This window comes from Faecalibacterium sp. Marseille-Q4164, assembly GCF_017377545.1.
GTDB classification, from domain to species: Bacteria; Bacillota; Clostridia; order Oscillospirales; family Ruminococcaceae; genus Faecalibacterium; species Faecalibacterium duncaniae.
The window spans coordinates 212,704-229,777 of record NZ_JAFREJ010000002.1 but is presented as its reverse complement, the minus strand read 5'-3'; the positions used below and the strand labels follow the sequence as shown (position 1 = coordinate 229,777).

The 17,074-nt window shown below is 58.1% G+C and carries 15 protein-coding genes and 1 other RNA gene; 4 read left to right on the top strand and 12 right to left on the bottom strand.

The genetic code is table 11. From position 1 onward, the window contains the following. Positions 1 to 233: 233 nt before the first annotated feature. On the top strand, positions 234 to 1,445 hold the full coding sequence (locus tag J3352_RS04165; RefSeq protein WP_156065518.1) for an MFS transporter: 1,212 nt from the start codon (positions 234 to 236) through the stop codon (positions 1,443 to 1,445). Between the two features lie 54 nt (positions 1,446 to 1,499). Here the strand turns inward: J3352_RS04165 and J3352_RS04160 are convergent, their stop codons facing one another. From J3352_RS04160 to J3352_RS04120, 9 genes are all read right to left on the bottom strand, one after another. Further along, a complete protein-coding gene (locus J3352_RS04160; RefSeq protein ID WP_005930985.1) occupies positions 1,500 to 2,942 on the bottom strand; it encodes a TrkH family potassium uptake protein in 1,443 nt (480 codons plus the stop codon). A gap of 12 nt (positions 2,943 to 2,954) precedes the next feature. Then, positions 2,955 to 4,313: a Trk system potassium transporter TrkA gene (gene trkA, locus J3352_RS04155; RefSeq protein ID WP_156065520.1), complete on the bottom strand. Its 1,359-nt coding sequence runs from the start codon at positions 4,311 to 4,313 to the stop codon at positions 2,955 to 2,957. Between the two features lie 47 nt (positions 4,314 to 4,360). Next, positions 4,361 to 5,680 carry a thymidine phosphorylase gene (locus tag J3352_RS04150; RefSeq protein WP_097773603.1) on the bottom strand — a complete coding sequence of 440 codons (1,320 nt, stop codon included), beginning with the start codon at positions 5,678 to 5,680 and terminating at the stop codon, positions 4,361 to 4,363. 155 nt (positions 5,681 to 5,835) lie between these two features. Next, positions 5,836 to 6,753 carry an ABC transporter permease gene (locus tag J3352_RS04145; RefSeq protein ID WP_097770339.1) on the bottom strand — a complete coding sequence of 306 codons (918 nt, stop codon included), beginning with the start codon at positions 6,751 to 6,753 and terminating at the stop codon, positions 5,836 to 5,838. Between the two features lies 1 nt (position 6,754). Further along, the gene (locus J3352_RS04140; protein WP_097770340.1) at positions 6,755 to 7,924 is read right to left on the bottom strand and encodes an ABC transporter permease; all 1,170 of its coding nucleotides are present in this window, start codon (positions 7,922 to 7,924) and stop codon (positions 6,755 to 6,757) included. A 6-nt stretch (positions 7,925 to 7,930) separates the two neighbouring features. After that, positions 7,931 to 9,439, bottom strand: coding sequence for an ABC transporter ATP-binding protein (locus tag J3352_RS04135; RefSeq protein WP_097770474.1), 1,509 nt, complete (start codon positions 9,437 to 9,439; stop codon positions 7,931 to 7,933). Positions 9,440 to 9,700: 261 nt separating this feature from the next. Then, a complete protein-coding gene (locus tag J3352_RS04130) occupies positions 9,701 to 10,864 on the bottom strand; it encodes a BMP family protein (RefSeq protein WP_097773601.1) in 1,164 nt (387 codons plus the stop codon). 202 nt (positions 10,865 to 11,066) lie between these two features. Continuing rightward, complete coding sequence (locus J3352_RS04125; protein WP_156065522.1) at positions 11,067 to 11,516, bottom strand: cytidine deaminase; 450 nt, start codon at positions 11,514 to 11,516, stop codon at positions 11,067 to 11,069. A gap of 13 nt (positions 11,517 to 11,529) precedes the next feature. Next, complete coding sequence (locus J3352_RS04120; protein ID WP_156065524.1) at positions 11,530 to 11,973, bottom strand: GNAT family N-acetyltransferase; 444 nt, start codon at positions 11,971 to 11,973, stop codon at positions 11,530 to 11,532. 147 nt (positions 11,974 to 12,120) lie between these two features. Here J3352_RS04120 and J3352_RS04115 point away from each other — a divergent pair, with 147 nt between their 5' ends. After that, positions 12,121 to 12,387: a type II toxin-antitoxin system RelB/DinJ family antitoxin gene (locus J3352_RS04115; RefSeq protein WP_005931018.1), complete on the top strand. Its 267-nt coding sequence runs from the start codon at positions 12,121 to 12,123 to the stop codon at positions 12,385 to 12,387. After that, positions 12,388 to 12,651 carry a Txe/YoeB family addiction module toxin gene (locus J3352_RS04110; protein ID WP_097770344.1) on the top strand — a complete coding sequence of 88 codons (264 nt, stop codon included), beginning with the start codon at positions 12,388 to 12,390 and terminating at the stop codon, positions 12,649 to 12,651. 51 nt (positions 12,652 to 12,702) lie between these two features. Here the strand turns inward: J3352_RS04110 and deoD are convergent, their stop codons facing one another. The 3 genes from deoD to J3352_RS04095 form a co-directional block, all read right to left on the bottom strand. Further along, positions 12,703 to 13,422 (bottom strand): purine-nucleoside phosphorylase, encoded by a 720-nt coding sequence (gene deoD, locus J3352_RS04105; RefSeq protein ID WP_156065526.1) that lies wholly within the window; start codon positions 13,420 to 13,422, stop codon positions 12,703 to 12,705. Between the two features lie 266 nt (positions 13,423 to 13,688). Beyond that, a complete protein-coding gene (locus J3352_RS04100) occupies positions 13,689 to 15,575 on the bottom strand; it encodes a M23 family metallopeptidase (RefSeq protein WP_156065528.1) in 1,887 nt (628 codons plus the stop codon). A gap of 130 nt (positions 15,576 to 15,705) precedes the next feature. Continuing rightward, a complete protein-coding gene (locus J3352_RS04095) occupies positions 15,706 to 16,623 on the bottom strand; it encodes an RluA family pseudouridine synthase (protein WP_097773598.1) in 918 nt (305 codons plus the stop codon). 106 nt (positions 16,624 to 16,729) lie between these two features. Here J3352_RS04095 and rnpB point away from each other — a divergent pair. Then, positions 16,730 to 17,067: RNase P RNA component class A (gene rnpB, locus J3352_RS04090), an RNA gene on the top strand. Positions 17,068 to 17,074 lie beyond the last annotated feature (7 nt).

The following is a 17,074-nucleotide window of genomic DNA, read 5'->3' as shown; positions in this document are numbered from 1 at the left end:
GGGCGCTTTTGTTTTGCCTGAACCCCTCAGACTCGCTTCGCTCGTCAGCTCCCCTAGTAGGGGAGCCTCTGGCGAAACCGGAAATTCTGCACGGATTGCCAAGGCCTCCACTATTAGGGGAGGTGGCAATGCGTCAGCATTGACGGAGGGGTTTCGTCACAGCAAACTTCCGTCTGCAAGGGTACACTTTCTATTTTGAAATTTCACAACGACAAATAGAAAGGGTGTTCCCCATGAATCATAAACGTAAACTCAACCTGAAAAAGCAGCTTGCCTGCATTTACACTGCCGATCTCTTCTCCGGCCTGCGCATCACGGATGCGGTATGGGTGGCCCTGCTGGCGGCCCGGGGCTTCTCCCTGTGGGAGATCGGCCTGGCCGAGAGCGTGTTCCATGTTGTCAGCCTGCTGTGTGAAGTGCCCAGCGGCATGGCGGCAGACCTGCTGGGCCGGAAAAAGACCCTCGTGTCCGGCGGCGTGTGCATGGTCCTGCAAAGCCTGCTGATGGCCTTTGCGTCAGACCTATTCACCATCTGCCTTGCCATGGGGCTGAACGCGCTGGCTATGACCATGTTTTCCGGCACCTCCACGGCGCTGCTCTACGACAGCCTGAAACAGGAGGGCTGCGAAGAGGAATACATTCAGGTCTCTGCCAACGGCTCCCAGATCTCCATGCTGGCCAACGCCATAGGCTCCATGGCCAGCATCCTGAACCGGTTTCTCGGCTACGCGGGCTTTTATCTGCTGAACGCCGCCTTTGAGGGTGCTTCTGCCCTTGCCAATATGCTACTTGCGGAGCCCATCGTCACTGAGTCGCAGGCCAGCCGGGAAAAGCACCCGCTGCACGCTCTGCCCGAACAGTTCCGCCAGCTGGTGCAGGACAGCCTGCATGTCCTGCGCACCTGCCCAATGGCGGTGAAGCTTATCGCATCCAGCGCCCTCATCAGCGTGCCCAGTTACCTGACCAAGATGTTTTTGCAGCAGCGGCTCGTTGAGCTGGGCTGGCCCACAGAGCTGCTCTTCCTTCCCCTGCTGCTGGGCGGTCTGGCCTGCGTTGCGGGCACTGAGATCGGCCGCAGGGTGAGATGCCGTTCCATGCGGCGGCTCTACACAGCCTGTGCCCTGCTCTGCGGTGTGGGCACTCTGCTGGTGGGTGCTGCGCCTGCCTGGGGCGGCATCCTGGGCATGATGCTGGTGCAGGGTGTGTTGGAGGTCTATCTGCTCCACGAGAGCCAGAAGCTGAACGATGCCATCCCCAGTGACCAGCGGGCCACCCTCATCAGCGTGGACGGCATGGCATACAGCCTGCTGATGATTCCCGCAAGTCCTCTGGTGGGTGCTGTCGGCGATGCCTTCGGGCAGGCTGGTGCGGGCCTTGCCCTGCTGGGCGGGGTCATCGTGCTGAGCGGCGTGGCGCTCTTGAGGAAAAAGCCGCAGGAATCCTGATACAGCAAAAAGCGGATGCGTTCCGGTGGGAGCGCATCCGCTTTGTTATTTTGCTCAGAACCGCCGCCAGGTGTCCGGCATAAAGAACACCAGCATGGGGAAGATCTCCAGACGGCCCGCCAGCATGTCAAAGATCATAACCAGCTTGGCGGGGTTGGAGTAGCTGCCAAAGTTCATCATGGGGCCCACCTGGGCAAGGCCCGGGCCGATGTTGTTCAACGTGGCGGCAATGGCGGTGAAGTTGGTCACCATGTCAAAGCCATCCAGACTGATGAGGAAGAAGGATGCCGCAAAGATGAAGATGTAGGCGGCCACATAGACATTGGTGGCACGGATGGTCTCATGGTTGACCACCTTGCCGTCCATCCGGACAGGGGCCACCACCTGCGGGTGAAGGGCCTGCTTGAGCTCCTTGCCCACAGTCTTGCCCATCAGCAGGAGGCGGCTGACCTTCATGCCGCCGCCGGTGCTGCCTGCGCAGGCACCCACAAACATCAGCATGACAAGGATCTCCTTGGAGAGGGTGGGCCACAGGTCAAAATCACAGCTGGAAAATCCTGTGGTGGTAATGATGGAACCCACCTGGAAGGCGGCGTGGCGCAGGGCCTCGCCCAAGCCGTTGTACATGCTGTAAATGTTGGCCGTGATGATGACCACAGCCACACCGATGATCACAAAGTAGGCGCGCACCTCCTCGCTAGCGGCAGCGCGGCGGAAGCGGCGCATCAGCAGCAGGAAATAGGCGTTGAAGTTCACGCCAAACAGGATCATAAAGATGGTCACGACCCACTGGACATAGGGCGACATGCTGGCAAAACTGTCATTGCGGAAGCCGAAGCCGCCGGTGCCCGCTGTACCAAAGGAGGTCAGCAGAGCTTCAAACACCGGCATCCCGCCAAACAACAGGAACACGAACTCGATGACAGTCAGGCCAAAATAAATGCCATAGAGGATCTTTGCCGTGGACTGCACCTTGGGCACCAGCTTATCCACCTGCGGGCCGGGGCTTTCGGCTTTCATCAGGTTGACATGGGAGCCGCCGGTCAGGGGCAGCAGGGAGAGCAGGAACACCAGAACGCCCATGCCGCCGATCCAGTGGGTGAAGCTGCGCCAGAACAGGATGCCCCTGGGCAGGTCCTCCACGGCGGGCAGGATGCTGGCACCGGTGGTGGTGAAGCCGGAAACGGTCTCAAACATGGCATCCACCGGGTTGGGAATGCTGCCCGTGAGCACAAAGGGCACCGCGCCCACCACACTGATGAGCAGCCAGCAGAGCGCCGTGGTGGCAAAGCCCTCCCGCATATAGAAGATCTGGCTCTTGGGCTTGATGCGGTGGAGCAGAGCGCCCGCCACCGCAGAAAGCGCTGCCGTGAGCAGGAACACGCCCAGCACCATCCACTCACCGTAGATCAGGCTGGCCATGGCGGGCAGCAGGAGCAGCGCGGCTTCGCAATAGAGGATGTAGCTCAGCAGCCGCAGAACGATCGCATAATTCATGCCGCGCCTCCGTTAATCTTCCACGATGTCCCGCAGGTCATGCAGGCCGTGCTCCAGCGTGACCACGATAACGTTGTCGCCCACCTGGATCTCATCGCCGCCGCGCGGGATCTTGATCTCGTTGCCGCGGGTGATGCAGCAGAGCAGCAGGTTCTTTTTCAGGTGGAGCTGGCTCAGGGGCACACCGGTGGCGCGGCTCTTCTCATGGACCGTAAATTCCAGCGCCTCCACACGGTCGTCCAGAATGCGGTACAGGGTCTTGATGTTGCTGCCTGCCTCGTTCTGCAAAGCGCGCACATACTGCACGATGTAATCGCAGGTCATGTACTTGGGGTAGACGATGCTGCCCAGATCAAGCCCGGCCAGGATATCATCAAATTCCAGGCGGTTGATCTTGGTGACCAGCTTGCCGTTGGAATGCTTCTTGGCAAACAGGGTCAGCAGGACATTTTCCTCGTCGATGTTGGTCAGGGCCACAAAGGCCTCGGTGGAGGTCAGGCCCTCGGAGAGCAGGAACTCGCGGTTGGAGCCGTCCTCACACAGGATCTGTGCCTCGGGCAGGGCCTGGGCCAGCACATCGCAGCGGGCAGGGTCCCGCTCCACGATCCGCACCCGGACATGGTTTTCCAGCAGCTCCTGGCTCAGGTAGAAGGCAATGGCACCGCCGCCCACGATGAGGGCATTGCGCACCGGACGCACGGCCAGATGGATGCGCTGGAAGAACTCGTGGGCCTTTTCCTGCGTTGCAAGAAAGGTGACCTGATCGCCGGTCTGGAGCACAAAATTACCGTTGGGGATGATGACCCCGCCGTTGCGCTCCACGGCACAGACCAGGATATCGCTCTTGAGCCGGGTGGGGATCTCCCGGATAGCCACGCCGTCCAGTGCCTGTGCCTCGGTCAGGGTGAACTTGATCAGCCGCACCCGGCCTTCCGCAAAGGTATCGATCTTGCTGGCACCGGGGAAGCGCAGCAGGTGGGAGATCTCCCGCGCCGCCGCCATCTCCGGGTTGATGATGGCCGAAATGCCGATCTGCTTTTTGATGAAGTCCAGCTCATGGCTGTAGGAGGGGTTGCGCACACGGGCAATGGCGTGGCAGTGGCCCGCCTTTTTGGCAAACATGCAGCAGAGCAGGTTCAGCTCGTCCGAGCCGGTAACTGCAATGAACACGTCCGCCTCCTCGATTCCCGCCTCGGACAGCGTTGTGATGGAGGAGCCGTTGCCGGTAATGCCCATCACGTCATAGGATTCGCTGATATGCTCCACACGGGCCTTGTTGGTATCGATGATCGTGACATTGTGGCCTTCCTCGCTGAGCTGTCGTGCCAGCGCTGTGCCGACCTTGCCGCAGCCCACCAGAATGATCTTCATAGAAAATGTCCTTTCCGTCCCTCCCGCCTTGCGGGAAGGATGCTTTCTCAGTAGCGCTCCACGCCGTCCTTGGTGACCAGGGCGTAGACCAGCGGGGCCTCCTCGGGCTTTTCCGCACCATAGACCAGACCGCTGCGGTACTCCGCAGCAGCGGCTTCAAACTTATCTGCCGCACCATAGAAGGTGGCCAGGCTTTCGCCCTTGTGCACATAGTCGCCGCGCTTTTTGTGCAGGGTGATGCCGGCCGCAAAGTCCAGCGGGTCTCCCTTCTTCTGGCGGCCAGCGCCCAACAGCACACTGGCAGAGCCGATCTTCTCGGCATCGTTGGCCACGATGTAGCCATCCTGCTCGGCCAGCAGCTCAAAGCTGGCTGCAGGCTGTTCAAACAGGCTGTAATCGTCCAGCACACGGGTGTCGCCGCCCTGGGCCGCAAACATCTCCTTGCACTTGGCAAAGGCAGAGCCGTCCGCGATCACAGCCTGTGCCATGGCACGGCACTCCGCCGGGGTACCCTTGCCTGCCAGCACCAGCATATTGGCGGCCAGCTGCAGGCAGACCTCGGTCAGGTCGGCAGGGCCCTTGCCCTTGAGCACGTCCATGCTCTCCATGACCTCAAGGCTGTTGCCGATGTTGCGGCCCAGCGGGGTGTCCATATCGGTGATCATGGCGGCCACCCGGCGGCCATGGTGGGTGCCGATGGCGACCATCAGCTCAGCCAGCTCAATGCTCTGGTCCACGGTCTTCATAAAGGCACCGGTGCCGGTGGTCACATCCAGCAGGATGGCATCGGAGCCGGAGGCCAGCTTCTTGGACATGATGGAAGAGGCGATGAGAGGGATGCAGCTGACCGTGGCGGTCACATCCCGCAGGGCGTACATCTTCTTATCCGCCACGGCAATGCCCTCGCTCTGGCCAATGACCGACAGCCCGATCTTGTTCACCTGGGCAAAGAACTCCTCCTGCGAAAGGGCAGTTCTGGTGCCGGGCACGCTCTCCATTTTATCAATGGTGCCGCCGGTATGGCCCAGACCGCGGCCGCTCATCTTGGCGATCTTTACACCGCAGGCCGCCACCACAGGGGCGATTACAAGGGTGGTCTTATCGCCCACGCCGCCGGTGGAGTGCTTATCCACCTTGATGCCGGGGATGGGGGAAAGATCGACCATCACGCCGCTGTGGGCCATCACGTCCGTCAGCTCGGCTGTTTCTTCGTTGGTCATGCCGCGCAGGTAGACCGCCATCATCCAGGCGGCCATCTGGTAATCGGCCACTTCCCCACTGACAAAGCCGTTGACAATGGCTTCCAGCTCTTCCCGGGTGTGGGTACCGCCATCGCGCTTTTTCGCGATCAGATCATAAATACGCATCGCAATTCTCCTGTCTGACAGTATGACTTTCAATAAATTCCATTATAACAGACTTTTTGACAAAGGCAATCCACATTCCGTCTCCTTTGTCGGGTTTTGAACACCAAGGGCGCAGCTGCCCGGAAAAGCAGCTGCGCCCTTGGAACAAACCTCGCTCAGCGGGAACCCTTGTCGTAAGGGATACCCTCAGCCTTGGGGGCCATGCTGTTTTTGGAGGTAAAGGCCAGAATGATCATGGATGCGATGAACGGCATCATGTTATAGATGTTGCTGGACCAGTGGAGCTGCGCCAGGAAGGTGGAGTCCGCAATGTTTGCCAGGCTCTTGAACACGGCAAAGAACATGGCGGCGGCACAGATGTTGAAGGGCTTCCACTGGCCAAAGATCATAACAGCCAGTGCAAGGAAGCCCGCGCCAGCCACGCCGACCTCAAAGTTCCAGGTCTGCACCGGGGGCACGATATAGGCCAGACCGCCGATAGCGCCCAGCGCACCGGAAAGCAGCACACCCGCGTAGCGCATCTTGTAGACGTTGATGCCCACAGAATCGGCTGCCTGAGGATGTTCGCCGCAGGCGCGCAGGCGCAGACCGAAGCGGGTCTTGTACAGCACCACATAGCTGATGACGAGCAGCACAATGCCCAGCGGCACAAAGATGCTCAGCTCCAGGCCGCCGATGCTGAACAGGAACGGCTTGTTGGAATAGTTCAGCTTGGCGCTGCCGCTGTCGCTGAAATACTTGGCAATGACCACGGCAATGGCGGTGGCCAGCAGGTTCAGGGCCGTGCCGCCGATGGTCTGGTCCGCTTTCAGGTTGATGGAAGCAAAGGCCAGAAGCAGGCTGTACACGATACCGGCCAGCGCAGCCACCAGGACCGAGATCAGCACCACCAGGAACGGCGACATGTCGGCCGGAAGCATGGTCAGGGTCAGAACACCCGCCACACCGCCGATGACCATGATGCCTTCCAGCGCGATGTTGATGATGCCGGAGTGCTCACTGAACATACCGCCCAGTGCCACCAGCATCAGGACGATGCCATACAGCAGGGTATATTTGATCAAAAGCAGCATCTTACTTGCCCTCCTTCTTCGCGTTGGCCTTTTCCGCCGGGGCAGGCTCTGCGTTCACATTGGTCTTGTCCGCATTCTTGAACAGCAGCTTCTGGATCTTGCCGCGGAACAGCATGGAGAATGCACACAGGTAGATGATGATGCCGCTGATCAGGTCGGCGATCTCCGTGGGGTAATACTTGGTGGAAAGGAAGGTGCCGCCCACCGAGATGTGGGAGATGAACAGGGCCGAGAAGATGGTGCCAATGGGGTTAGAGCTTGCCAGCAGGGCAACGGAGATGCCGTTGAAGCCCATGGCGGGCAGGCTGGTGGAGTTCAGGGGGTTCCACTGGCCCACGTTGGACAGGTAGAACAGGCCCGCGCCAAAGCCTGCCAGCGCACCGGCAATGGCCATGGAGAGGATGATGTTCTTCTTTTCGTTGATACCGGCGTAGCGGGCAGCACTCTTGTTCAGGCCGACCGCCTTCAGCTCATAGCCAAAGGTGGTCTTGTTCAGCACCACCCAGATCAGGATGGCCACCACAGCGGCCAGGAAGATGGCAATGGTGGTGCTGTTGGTCTGGAACAGCTTGTTCAGGCCGAAGTCCGGGATGACAGACTGGGCGAGATCCGCGTTCTTGCCCAGGTTCAGGGTGCGGGTGTTGCGCACATCATACATGGGGCCGGTGCCGTTCTGGTAGACCAGCTCATTGACAAGGTACAGGCCGATCCAGTTGAACATGATGGAGGTAATGACCTCGTTGATGTTGAAGTAGGCCTTGAAGAAACCGGGGATGGCCCCCCACAGACCGCCCAGAATGGCCGCAGCCAGCAGGCAGACGAACCAGGGCAGCTTGAGCATGATGGCGCAGTAGAGGGCACCGTAAGCGCCCAGCGTGTACTGACCGGCTGCACCGATGTTGAACAGGCCGGTCTTGAAGGCGAAGCCCACGGAAAGGCCGGTCATGATCAGGGGCGCGGCGTTGGCCAGCTCCTTGCCGACACCATAGGGGGCATCATGGAAGCCGCCCTTGAGGATGCGGACAAAACCGTCTGCCCATGCGTGGGCCGGGTTGATGGCCAGCAGCACGAGGAAGCCCACAGCCAGACCGATCAGGATACACAGCAGAGCAGCCATCACGCTGGTGACAGAACCCTGCAGCCCGTTGTGGGAAAGTTTTTTGTTTTTCATTTCTGCTTACTCCTTTCCCTGCTTGCGGGCACCGGCCATGTACAGGCCCAGCTCCTGGACTGTGGTGGTCTTGGGGTCAAACTCACCCACGATCTCACCCTCGTACATCACAAGGATCCGGTCAGAGAGGTTCATCACCTCGTCCAGCTCCAGACTGACCAGCAGCACGGCCTTGCCCCTGTCGCGCTCATCCACGATCTGCTTGTGGATATACTCAATGGCACCGACATCCAGGCCGCGGGTGGGCTGCACTGCCACCAGCAGCTTGGGGTCTTTGTCGATCTCACGGGCAATGATCGCCTTCTGCTGGTTGCCGCCGGACATGCTGCGCACGATGGTGGCGCTGCCCTGGCCGCTGCGCACGTCATACTGGGCGATCAGCTTATCGGAATACTCCCGCACCTTTTCACTGCGGATAAAGCCGTTGTGCTGGAACTCGGGCTGCCAGTAGCGCTGGAGCACCATATTGTTCTCCAGACTGTAATCCAGCACCAGACCATGCTTGTGGCGGTCCTCAGGGATATGGCTCATGCCGTCCTTGGAGCGCTGGCGGATGCTCTCGTTGGTGATCTCCTTGCCGTCCAGCAGCACCTTGCCGCTGTTGAACTTTTCCAGACCAGTCAGGCCGTAGACAAACTCGGTCTGGCCGTTGCCCTCGATGCCCGCCAGACAGACGATCTCACCGCCACGCACCTGGAAAGAGACGTTCTTGACGGCATCCTTCTTGTGCTGGGCATTGTGCATGGTAACGTTCTGCACATCCAGCACCACCTCACCGGGGGCAGCGGGCTTTTTGTCCACCTGCAGCTGAACATCGCGGCCGACCATCATGCGGGAAAGCTCTTCCTTGGTGGTGTCCTTGATGTCCACAGTGCCCATATACTTGCCCTTGCGCAGAACCGTGCAGCGATCTGCCACTGCCATGATCTCGTTGAGCTTGTGGGTGATGAAGAGGATGGATTTGCCTTCCTTCTTGAACCCGCGCATGATCTCCATCAGCTCGTCGATCTCCTGCGGGGTCAAAACAGCGGTGGGCTCATCAAAAATCAGGATCTCGTTGTCGCGGTAGAGCATCTTCAGGATCTCAACACGCTGCTGCATACCAACAGAGATATCGCTGATGAGTGCGTCGGGGTCCACACGCAGGCCGTACTTCTCGCTCAGGGCCACGACCTTCTTGCGGGCCTCAGCCTTCTGCAAAAAGCCCAGCTTATTGGGTTCCACGCCCAGAATGATGTTATCCAGCACGCTGAAGCATTCCACCAGCTTGAAGTGCTGGTGCACCATGCCGATGCCCAGCGCGTTTGCATCGTTGGGGTTGCGGACGGCGACCTCCTTGCCGTTCTTGAGGATCTTACCGGCCTCCGGCTGGTACAAGCCGAACAGCACGCTCATCAGCGTACTTTTGCCAGCGCCGTTTTCGCCCAGCAGGGCATGTACCTCGCCCTTGCGCAGCTGCAGGGTGATATCATCGTTTGCCTTGATTCCAGGGAACTCCTTGGTAATGTGGAGCATCTCGATCACAAAATCCTCTGCCAATCTGCTCACTCTCCTTTCGTGTCAAATCGACACCTATACTATTCTGTGTACCATTATACCGTATTTTTGCGGTTTTGCACACTTCTTTTTGATTTTTTGGCGGGATGTACTCTTATAAGTATTACTTTTGTGCAAGCTGCACGATTTTTCGCGAGACAAAAACGACCCTCTCCGTCAAAGCCTGGCGGCAATGACGGAGAGGGTCGTTCCCTGCAGCCCTTGCGGACTGTTCAAATTTTACTGGATGTAGGTGACGTTGGTGAACTCGCTGACGGTGGGCTTGGTAGCGTCATCAGAGCTGTTGTCAACAACGATCTCGCCGGAAGCGATCTTCTGCTTCAGCGCCTCGTACTCCTCAACCGTGAAGGTCTCAAAGTTCCAGCTGTCCTCAGCGGTGGGCAGGCCGACGTAATCGCCGTCCTCCAGACCAAAGTTGCCGTTGGTTGCTGCGATGGTGCTCCACTCGCCTGCCTCGATGTCGGACAGAGAAGTAGAAACAGCCTCAGACAGGCCCTTCATAGCAGAGGTGATGAACGGGTTGTAAGCATAGGTGCCGTCAGCAACGCCGTTTGCACCGATGTAGTTCTGGTCAACGTCAACGCCGATGACGTAGCCGTTGTTCTTCAGAGCAGCCTCAACAGCGGAGGTGTAGATGCCGCCGCCGCAGGCAAAGACGACCTGAGTGCCGTTGGAGTACCAGCCCTCCATACGGGAGGTGATGTTGGCATCGCCGTAGAACTGGCCGCCGTAGAAGTAGTTGATGTCGATGTTCTGACCCAGCTCCTGAGCAGCAGCATCAGCGCCCTGCACAAAGCCGTAGCCGTAACGGATGACAGCGGGCACAGCCATGCCGCCCAGGAAGCCCAGCTTGGTCTTGCCGTCCTTGGCGATGGCGTAACCGGCCAGATAGCCTGCCTGCTCCTCCTTGAAGGTGATGCAGTAGCAGTTGGAGGGGATCTCATCGGTGCCGATATCGCCCTGGGTCACGTCGATAGCGATGAACTTGACATCGGGGTACTGCTCAGCAGCCCATGCCAGAGAAGCGCCGTACAGGTAGCCGACGCAGACAATGACCTCAGCGCCGTCGTTGACAGCCTGACGGATCATGGTCTCACGGTCCTCATCGGAAGCGTCAGCCTCAGGGATGTAGTACTGGCAGTCATCGCCCATGTAGCTGGAAACAGCGCTCCAGCAAGCCTGGTTGAAGCTCTCGTCATCGATCGTGCCGGTATCGCAGGTCAGAGCGACCTTTGTGATCTTGCTGGCAGCCTCAGAAGCTGCAGAGGAAGCAGTGGAAGAAGCGGTGCTGGTGGAAGAGGAAGAACCACCGCAGGCGGTCAGAGCAGCGGCAGCAGCTGCAGCGCCAGCCACAGCCAGGAAGTTACGACGAGAAATCATCATAAGAAAAGTCTCCTTTTTATACATTAAAAATTGCGCTTTAAAAAGGGAATGCGCACACTTGCACATTTACTGACCCAAGTATAGCCGGGTCATGTGAGGAAAGCAAGGTATTTCCGATTACAAAATCTTTACAGATTTTTTGTAAAATTCGCGTAAAAGTCGTACTACTTTGCCAATTTTGGCAAAATATCCGCTTCCCGCCTCACCCTTCCACGGCTTTGTTGCCCGCCACGTTGGAGGGGCCAAAGCCGAAGGGCAGCAGCTCGTCCATGCTGCGCTCGATGAAATCATCGGGGGTCTTTGCCATGATGACATTCAGCTCCGGTCCGCCGAACTCAAACAGCGCCTGACGGCAGACCCCGCAGGGCGAGGTGATCTGCTTGTTCACCTCGCCGCGGCGGGAGCCCACCACGGCAATGTCGGTGAAGCGGGTCACGCCCTCGCTCACCGCCTTGAACAGGGCCGTGCGCTCAGCGCAGCTGGTGGGGGTGAAAGCAGCGTTTTCCACATTGCAGCCGGTGAAGATGCGGCCATCTTCGGCCCGCAGGGCAGCACCCACCATAAAGTCGGAGTAAGGCACATAGGCCTGCTCCCGGGCTTCCAGTGCCATCCGGATCAGGGCTTTCTTTTCGTCTAAAGTCAGATTGGTCATAGGGGCCTCCTTTTCATTCTAAAGTATAAACAAACGTTTCTGCGTCTTTCTGAACAAATCCTATACTTTCAAACATTTTGCGGGACTGCTTGTTGAAGGAATAAATTTCTGCATAGCATTGCGGATATTTCTTCTCTTTTGCCAGTGCAAGAATCTTCCCAATCACTGTTCTCCCAATGTGCCGATTCTGATACTCTTTGCAGACCACAATCGAAATTTCTCCGCTTGTCTGCAAGCATACATCTCCGCACAGAATGCCCTTATATTCAATGTAGAACAAATCACCATGACTATCCAGATACTGGTACATATTTTTCAGGATAGGCAGGTCATAAATGCGATTCTGATTATCTACATGATGGCACAGTTCTGCGTCCTGATACCACGGAAGGGCAATTTCATAGGCTGGGTAATAAGGTACAAGGCAGATATCCTGATTTGGTTGAAAGTCGTTCATCTTTCATCCCCTCTTTTGCACTTCAATTATACGGCGTGTTCTCAAATTCTTCAAGAGATTTCTCGTTATCCATTTATTATGTAACGAAAGTTCTTGCATTTTTCATTACAGACGCATATAATAGAATCAAGAAGGAGGTGTATTAGAATGGCAAATGCAGTCAATGTGAACTTCCGGATGGACCCAGACCTGAAACGCAGCATGGAAGAGGTTTGCGCCGAGATGGGACTTTCTATGACAACGGCATTCACGATTTTCGCCAAAAAAGTTTCCCGGGAGCACCGCATTCCCTTTGAGGTTTCCGCCGACCCGTTCTACTCGGAAAGCAACATCAATCATCTCCGCCAGATCGTCCACGACATCGATACCGGAAAAGCCAAACTCACTGAGCACGATTTGATCGAGGTAGATTAAATGAGATTGCTTTGGGAAGAGGAAGCATGGGAGGACTACTGCCTTTGGCAGACGCGAGACAAAAAGCTGCTGAAGCGTATCAACACACTTCTGAAAGACATCCAGCGGAACACCTACGAGGGCATTGGAAAACCCGAGCCCTTAAAAGGTGATTTGAGTGGATGGTGGAGCCGCCGCATCGACGATACGCACCGCATTGTTTATAAAGAGCAGGACGGCAATATCATTATCGCATCCTGTTTCGGACATTATAGTGACACTTAAAACATAAAAGGGTTGTTGTCGTGTGACAACAACCCTTTTTGTGAATGCAAATCAGTACTCCGCGCCCAGTGCGACCTTCATCATGTTGGTGAAGCTGGTCTGACGCTGCTCGGCGGTGGTGATCTCCGGGGAGACAAAGCTGTCGGAGATGGTCAGCAGGCAGGCGGCGTTCTTGCCCAGAACCTGAGCGTTGGCGAAGAGGGCAAAGCTCTCCATCTCCACGCACAGGCAGCCGCGATCATCCCGCAGCTTTTCCCAGTAGGTGGGCTTTTCATCGGAGGGCTGGCGATAGAACACATCGGAGGAATGGATGTTGCCCTCGATCAGGGGGATGCCCTGCTTTGCGGCAGAAGCACGCAGCTTGTCGTTCAGGGTCTGGCTGGGCAGGGTGAGGTCCCCCTCAAAGCCGCTCTGGACCCGGGCATAATTGCTCTCGCTCACAGCACCGGCAGCCAACACCACATCGAACAGCTTGGCTTTATCGGTGTAGCTGCCGGCAGAGCCGATGCGAATGATGTTGTCCACATCGTAGAACTTGTACAGCTCGTAGGAGTAGATGCCGATGGAGGGCATTCCCATGCCGCTGCCCATCACACTGATGGGGCGGCCCTCATAGGTTCCGGTAAAGCCCAGCATTCCACGGACACCGGTGACCTGGCGGACATCCTTGAGGAAGGTATCCGCAATGAACTTTGCCCGCAGCGGATCGCCGGGCATCAGGACGGTCTTTGCGAAATCGCCTTTTTCAGCGCTGATGTGGGGTGTTGCCATAATCATTCTCCTTTTTTGTTTGTAAAATAAACCTCTCAGGCGCTTCACGCCAGCATACGAGTTGCGGCTCCCAGCGTCCACTTCGTGCAAAGTATTGCACTCGTGTCCTGCTGGCCGCTGCCCCAACAACGCCTCCCTTCATCCGCCACTGGCGGCGGTCGTCGTTGTTGCCTGATAGGGGAGCCAAGTTTACGCTTCCGCTCTCTTGCCTCTCCTATTAGGAAAGGTGGCAATGCGAAGCATTGACGGAGAGGTTCTGTTCTGATTTATCGCTTTCCGGAGAACACGCTCTGCGGTGCGATGTACGAGCCGTTGCGGCGGATCTCGAAGTGGCAGTGGTTGCCGGAAGAGCGGCCCGTGCTGCCCACATAGCCGATCAGCTGACCCTGCCGCACGGTCTGGCCCGCACTGACCGCCAGAGACAGGCAGTGGGCATAGACCGTGGTATAGCCGCCGGAGTGGCTGATGATCACGGAGTAGCCATAGCCCGTACCGGCACCGGCCTTGTTATAACCCGCCTTGGTCACAGTGCCGCCCGCCGATGCATAGATGGGCGTACCGGCAGAGGCACAGATATCCACGCCCTTATGGCCGCTGCTATACCAGCGTGAGCAGTTGCGGTAGCCCGGCACAGGCCAGATGAACTGACCGCTGCCACCGATGTATGCCGCCGCACCGTACTTCGTGACCTTCTTGGTGCCAACGACCACCTTTTTGTTCACCGGCTCCCGGATGGTCTCGGTGGAAAGGATGGTCTGCTCCAGCAGCGCGCCATTGGTATCGTAGACGTTCTGCATGGTGACGCGGCGCAGGCCGTTCTGGCCCTCCTGCAGGGTCTTGGTGGTACCCTTGGTGTACTCGTTGGACTGGGTGGTCTCGGTGCCGAAGGGGATCTCCTCCTCCCGCGTCTCCACCTTGGTGATGCGGACTTCCAGCAGAGCCTCCTGCTTGGTCACGATCAGCTGGTCGCCCTCCTGGATATTGGAGTTCTCGGTCAGGGGAGCACCCTTGAAATTCGTATTCAGGGCACACAGCTCCCGGAAGGTCAGGTCGTTCTTCTGGGCAATGGCCCACAGGGTATCGCCCGCCTTGACCGTATAGATCTTCTCCTGCTGCTGCACGCCGGTCAGCATATTCTCGATGGAATTGTCATCCTCAAAGCTGTCGTTGAAGTAGATTCCATCTTCCAGCGTCACATTTTTGTTAAAGCCCACGCTGATATTCTCGTCCGTCTGATCCTCGTAGGGGGCCAGCAAGCTCTCCAGATAGCTGCGCAGGGTGTCACCATCGGAGCTGACTGCCGTCAGTTCCCCGTCCAGATACAGGGCGGTGCCCTCACTGATCTGGTCACTGGCGCTCTGCAGAATGGCGTTCGCCGTCTCGCTCTCGTCCATGGTCTTGTGGGTCACGGAGATGGTATAGGTCGGCTCGATGGTCAGCTCGGTCTTGTCCGAACCGGCGTAGTTGATGCGCTGCATCACATCCTCTTTTGCGAGGTTGAACACTTCCTCATTGGCCACATAGCCAACGGTCTGGCCGTTCACCTGCACAGCCAGCGCATAGGGCTGGGCCATCGTCCTGTTCCAGACCGTGACGAACACGGCCAGCATACACAGGGGCAGGATGTACATTGCTGTCCGGGGCAGCAGGCTCAGGTTGCGCTTGAGCCCGCCCACAAAATAGCGCCCGGCCGCTTTTACGGAAGCACCAAAGCCCCGCTCCCGGCGCACGTCGTTGGCGTGGGCCGCCACAGCGCCGAGGCCCTTGAAGAACAGGTAAAGCGGTGCCAGCAGATCCTTGAACATCTGCGCCGCACCGGGAAAGGCTGTTGCAATGATGGTATGCCGGGCATTCCTGCACCAGCGGGCCAGTCTGTGGGCCACGGCAGCAATGCCGCGCCCTGTGCGCACCACCATGTACTCTGCCGCAAAGCCCAGTGCATAAAATGCCTCGCCAACTGCCAGCACCACGGCACTGGCCCGCAGCTTTTTGGCCACATCATTCATGTGCCGCTGCGTTTTGCGGCGGAAACGGTGCCGCCGCAGCAGGCCGGAGATCTGGACCTTTGCCCAGAAGCTTCGCAGTTTTTCTCTGCCCTTTACCGGCGCTGCAGGAGCCTGGCTCTGCGGCTCCTTTGTTTTTTCTTCGATCAAAAGGGGTTGCTCCTTCCTGACGTTTTGGGTCGAAAGTTACAAATTCATATCAATTATACACTCTGCCCGGGCCGATACAAGGCTTGTCACAAAATTTGGGCAGAGCTTTCACAGAGGTTTCACCGTATTTTCATATTTCAGCATCCAGCAATGCCCGCATATCCTCGGGCAGTGGGCTCTCCACTGCAACGGTGCGGGCGTGTTCCCCCACCGACGTTTCCAGCCGGATGCCGCCGGGCACCTCGCTGTAAGCCGGCACCCGGAAACTCTGCCGGGCACAATGGAGCGCCTGCCGGGCAATGCGGTCACGGTGCCCGCCGTAAAGGTCGTCCCCGGCCAGCGGGTGGCCGATGGATGCAAAGTGCACCCGGATCTGATGGGTGCGGCCCGTCACGGGAACACAGGCGGCAAGGCTCAAGCCCTGCGCTGCCCTTAATATGGTATACTCAGTGCGGCTGGGCTTGCCCTCGGGGGTCACGCACCGCCCGATGATGCTGTCCCCTCTTCGGCCAATGGGGGCATCGATGACTCCGGGGCCAAGGGGCAGTTCGCCCTCCACGATGGCGTAATAGAGTTTCTCTACGCCCTCGGCCAGCAGGGGCGCGGCATAGCCGTTCTTTGCGGCCAGCACCAGCCCGCTGGTGTCTTTATCGATCCGGTTCACCGGGCGGAACACCGGGCTTTCGCCGTGGGCAGCCGCCCAGGCGGCATAGCCGTTGGCCAGGGTGTCCCGGGGGTAGTTCAGGGTGGGGTGGACCGCCAGATGGGGCGGTTTTTCCAGCACCACGGCAAAGGCATCCTCGTAAACGACCCTGACCGGGATCTCAGGCTGCGGCTCCACGCCGGGGCCGTCGGCGGGCAGCGCAAAGCGGATGGTCTGCCCCGCCTGCACGCGGCGGTTGGCCAGAATGGGCGCATCGTCTGCAAAAAAGCCGCTGCCATGGAATTTGACCGCCCGGGCCAGCTCCGTGGAGACGGCACACCGGCGCAGAAAGCCGCGCAGCAGCACGCCGTCGGCTTCGGGTGGGACATTGAAAAGCAGCTGCATCCGTTGTCCCTCCCCAAAAATTTCACGCCATATTTAAATTTATTATACCAAATTTTATCGTCACTTGCAAATCTTGTTTTTTTATGGTATTATGGGGAACAGAAAACGAGTGGAACATACGGCGGCGGGGCGGCTTTGACCGCTCTGAGGAAAGTCCGGGCCTCACAGAGCACGGTAACTGCTAACGGCAGCCGAGGGTGACCTCAGGGAAAGTGCAACAGAAAGGAAACCGCCGCAGCAATGCGGTAAGGATGAAAGGGCGAGGTAAGAGCTCACCAGCGCATGGGTGACTATGCGGCTTTGTAAACCCTACCGGAAGCAACGCCTATATGGGACGTACAGCGCTGCTCGCGTGTCCCGAAGGCGGCACGAGCCTGTCAGCAATGGCAGGCCTAGACAGATCGTCGTTTAATACAGAACCCGGCTTACGGTCCATCTCGTTTTCCATTTG

What these genes read in the sequence shown, in the direction of transcription:
- J3352_RS04160 (WP_005930985.1), bottom strand. Translation starts at nt 2,942, where the DNA reads ATGAATTATGCGATCGTTCTGCGGCTGCTGAGCTACATCCTCTATTGC.
- trkA (WP_156065520.1), bottom strand. Translation starts at nt 4,313, where the DNA reads ATGAAGATCATTCTGGTGGGCTGCGGCAAGGTCGGCACAGCGCTGGCA.
- J3352_RS04150 (WP_097773603.1), bottom strand. Translation starts at nt 5,680, where the DNA reads ATGCGTATTTATGATCTGATCGCGAAAAAGCGCGATGGCGGTACCCAC.
- J3352_RS04125 (WP_156065522.1), bottom strand. Translation starts at nt 11,516, where the DNA reads ATGACCAATCTGACTTTAGACGAAAAGAAAGCCCTGATCCGGATGGCA.
- J3352_RS04115 (WP_005931018.1), top strand. Translation starts at nt 12,121, where the DNA reads ATGGCAAATGCAGTCAATGTGAACTTCCGGATGGACCCAGACCTGAAA.
- deoD (WP_156065526.1), bottom strand. Translation starts at nt 13,422, where the DNA reads ATGGCAACACCCCACATCAGCGCTGAAAAAGGCGATTTCGCAAAGACC.
- J3352_RS04095 (WP_097773598.1), bottom strand. Translation starts at nt 16,623, where the DNA reads ATGCAGCTGCTTTTCAATGTCCCACCCGAAGCCGACGGCGTGCTGCTG.
- J3352_RS04130 (WP_097773601.1), bottom strand. Translation starts at nt 10,864, where the DNA reads ATGATGATTTCTCGTCGTAACTTCCTGGCTGTGGCTGGCGCTGCAGCT.
- J3352_RS04140 (WP_097770340.1), bottom strand. Translation starts at nt 7,924, where the DNA reads ATGAAAAACAAAAAACTTTCCCACAACGGGCTGCAGGGTTCTGTCACC.
- J3352_RS04165 (WP_156065518.1), top strand. Translation starts at nt 234, where the DNA reads ATGAATCATAAACGTAAACTCAACCTGAAAAAGCAGCTTGCCTGCATT.
- J3352_RS04145 (WP_097770339.1), bottom strand. Translation starts at nt 6,753, where the DNA reads ATGCTGCTTTTGATCAAATATACCCTGCTGTATGGCATCGTCCTGATG.
- J3352_RS04110 (WP_097770344.1), top strand. Translation starts at nt 12,388, where the DNA reads ATGAGATTGCTTTGGGAAGAGGAAGCATGGGAGGACTACTGCCTTTGG.
- J3352_RS04120 (WP_156065524.1), bottom strand. Translation starts at nt 11,973, where the DNA reads ATGAACGACTTTCAACCAAATCAGGATATCTGCCTTGTACCTTATTAC.
- J3352_RS04135 (WP_097770474.1), bottom strand. Translation starts at nt 9,439, where the DNA reads ATGCTCCACATTACCAAGGAGTTCCCTGGAATCAAGGCAAACGATGAT.